The 3,616-nt window shown below is 51.3% G+C and carries 2 protein-coding genes; both read left to right on the forward strand.

Going from position 1 to position 3,616, the window contains the following annotated elements; translation table 11 throughout:
- The first annotated feature begins 340 nt into the window (after positions 1 to 340).
- Positions 341 to 3,361: a Tn3 family transposase gene (locus A3757_RS03380; RefSeq protein WP_060994423.1), complete on the forward strand. Its 3,021-nt coding sequence runs from the start codon at positions 341 to 343 to the stop codon at positions 3,359 to 3,361.
- 51 nt (positions 3,362 to 3,412) lie between these two features.
- The coding region (locus A3757_RS25030; protein ID WP_369819521.1) for a transposase zinc-binding domain-containing protein at positions 3,413 to 3,616 on the forward strand (204 nt) is incomplete at its 3' end.

A 3,616-nucleotide genomic window follows, 5' to 3' on the forward strand; every position in this document is an offset into this window, starting at 1 on the left:
CCTTTGTTCGGATGGGTGACCGACTATATCGGGGTACAATTGCTCATAGAATCGACTTAACTTATTGTTTTTATTGAAGAGAATACCTTTATTTTTTCGGTCGTCAGCCATACTAAGTTCTTCCATCCCTCTCTTTGAGCCGCGGTAGACGAGCTGAGCGGTGCATGATAGAAGCCGTATGCGCGGCTCGATTATCTCTGATAACCAATAAGGGGTCCTAGGGATTTTGCCTCCATATATCGCAAAACCCTCTGAAGCTCCCGTCTGCCGTGGCCTGTAGAGGGCTATTAATTTCTAATTCACCAAAAATTTGTNAACACTTTGACCTTTAGGTCAAAGAATGAGCAGAGACAAACGGCTATCAATTCTCACTGCCGCGGAAATCGAGGATTTATACAGCGTTCCTTCCTTCAACGAGTCTTATCAGCGGTTTTACTTCGCGCTAAATGATAAAGAACTTGCGGAGCTATCCAGAATACGGCAACGCAAGTACCGTTGTGTTGCCGTTGCATTGTTGGGCTACTTCAAATGCAAACCGATCCTGCTCAACCCGAGTTATAAATCCATGCAGGATGACTTGGCATTTATTGCGCGATTTCACTTTAAAGACCTCAAGTTTCGGCGCTTTAGTTTGAAAGCGGACCAAAAATCCCGCATCTATGAGCGTGTTTTATCAATTGCTGGAGTCAACAGCTGGAAAGATAAGCAACATCAACCCCGGCTTGTTGAACATTTGCTGGTCTGCGCTGAAAGCTGGGTGGCACCCCGCGCACTCTTTGACGCAGCAATCGAGTACCTGGCCCACCAGAAGATCGCCATTCCTGCCTATAGTACCCTGCAGAAGATCGTCAGTCAGGTGATTAATCAACATCAGCAACGATTGTATGATCAGATCAATGCCGCTTGCAGCCAAAGCTTAAAGAATATGCTGCAGACACTGGTTTCCGATGAAGACCACTTTACATTGAAGCAGCTGCGCGGGAGCGCTCGCAACTTCACCGGTACCGAGCTGCAGAAAGAGCTGGCGGTGTATAACCATATTCAACCGCTAATGGAGGATGTGACGACTGTACTCGACTCGCTTTCTCTGTCCCAGAAAAACCAGCATCACTATGCCGAACGGGTTGATTATTACGGTGCTAAACTTAAGCGTCAGTCGCCTGCTAACCAATGCTTGTACCTGCTGTGCTATCTGCAGTCTCGGTACCAGCAGGGCTTGGAGCGCATTGCGGAAGGGTTCATCCATCACACTCGACAGGTGAAGCAACGAGCGCATCAGATGGCGCAGGAACGGGTTTATCAAGACTGGCAAAAGGCAGCCCGCAACGTGAGTAAAGCCGCTGAGATCCTGCACCTGTTCGTGGATGACCGCATCGACCCTAATACTTCCTTCCACGCGGTACAGCAACAGGCTTTCCAGTTTCTCAGTGCCAACGACCTGAACTCGGTCTGCCGATACCTGAGCAATCAGAAACAGTCAGCGGAGGAAGCGTTCTGGCAACACCTGGACACGGAATCCACATTGCGAACCGGCCTGTTACGGTCGCTCTTTTGCTGTCTGCGCATGGAAGGCACCGACAAAACGCAACGGTTAGCCCGGATCTTAGACCAAGCTCGGTTGGATCTGGTCGCCGGCAATATGCTCGGCGATGCCTGCATTGATCAGCGTCTACCGCCGAAAGCCACACGACCACTATTGCTAAAACCCGATGGCAGTATAGATAAAGCCAGGTATGAATGGTTCCTGTACCTGCAGATTCCCAACCGGTTAAACGGCCAGCTAATGCTGCCGGAAGTCATTCGATATCGGGCGTTAGAGGATGATCTGGTGAAGCCACAGACCTGGAAAAACCAGAAGCAGGTCTTGGTCGAGGGTACGCAGCAACCGAAAATCTCCAAGGATCCGACGCGACTGATCCCGCGTATGGCGGATGAGCTGACCCTTCGGTTACACGAGGTCAGCGAATACTTGGAACGTTCGGACAATCGGGACGTGATACTGCGCCCGAAAGGCGGCAAACACCTTTGGCGGTTGCCTACAGCCAGTAAGAAACACCTGGTGAATAATCCGTTCTTCCAACAAATGAGAGCGATCAGCGTTGCCGATGTCTTGCGCGTGGTGGATCAGGATACCGGATTCATTGACGACTTCGAGCATGTGCTGGGCATGAACTCGAAAAGCCGTCAATACGAAGTGGACCTGTTGGCGATCTTGATCGCCAATGCCACTAATCAGGGCATCTATGGCATCGCTCAGATCTCCGATCGGACCTATGATCAGCTCAGCACTATCCAGGCGAACTACCTTCGGCTGGAAACCCTGAATGCGGCCAATGACCGTATCAACAACGCTACCACACGACTGAGCATCTTCAAGCACTACAACATCCAGGATGACAGTCTGCATGCCAGTGCCGATGGTCAGAAGTTCGAAGCCAAGCGCGAGACGTTCCGTACACGGTATTCCTCAAAATACTTCGGTACCAGCAAAGGCGTCTCGGCGGTCAGTCTGAATGCCAATCATATGGCCATCAATGCCCGGGTTATCGGCGCCAACGAACATGAATCCCATTACATCTTTGACCTGTTGATGAACAACAGTACTGAGATTATCCCGGACATGCTCTCAACTGACACTCATGGGGTAAATCATGTGAACTTTGCCTTGCTCGATCTGTTCGGTTATCGGTTCGCCCCCCGATATGCCCGGGTTGGCAAGGTCATCAATGAGCTGTTCAACATCACCGAAGACGAAAATCAGCGCGTGAAACTATCGTTGCGCAAGCCGATCAACACGAAACGCATCATAGACCACTGGGACACCATCCAGCGGATCGCAGTCTCTCTAGCCCAGCGGAAAACCAGCCAAGCTACGTTGGTGCGTAAACTCTCCGGCTACAAGCACAACCACCCGTTACTGGAGGCTCTGACTGAATACAACCGGTTACTGAAGGCCCAGTATCTGCTGAACTACATCGATGACGCCAGCCTTAGAAACCATGTGCAGCGAGCGCTGAACCGGGGTGAAGCTTATCACCAGTTGCGTCGGGCGATCAGCAACGTCAACGGCGACCGGTTCCGAGGCAATAGCGATGAGGAGATCCAAATCTGGAACGAAAGTGCCCGACTGGTGGCTAATGCCATCATCTACTTCAACTCGAAAGTACTCAGTAACCTGCTGGACAGCTTCGAGGAACAGCGCAATGACAGATACCAGGAAACAGTCAAGCGGGCCTCACCGGTAGCTTGGGAGAACATCAACTTCCGGGGTACATACACGTTCGCGCCGACGGGCGAACTGCCAAAACTGGAGGACTTAATGGCACCGATTGAGGGCTATCGACCTAGAAATGAAAGTTGATACCCCTCTACAAGCCACGGCAGACGGGGGCTTCAGAGGTTTTTGCAATATATGGAGGCAAAATCCCTAGGACCCCAAATAGGAGAATTCGAGGATTTTCTCCAATGTGGTCGGCTAGAGTATGGCTTTTTGCGTGTGCGCTGTGAAGACTGTCATCACGAGCGTTTGGTCGCTTTCAGCTGCAAACGGCGTGGTTTCTGCCCCAGCTGCGGTGCCCGCCGGATGGTGGAGAGTGCCGCACTTTTGGTGGATGAA

The organism is Oleiphilus sp. HI0117 (assembly GCF_001635235.1).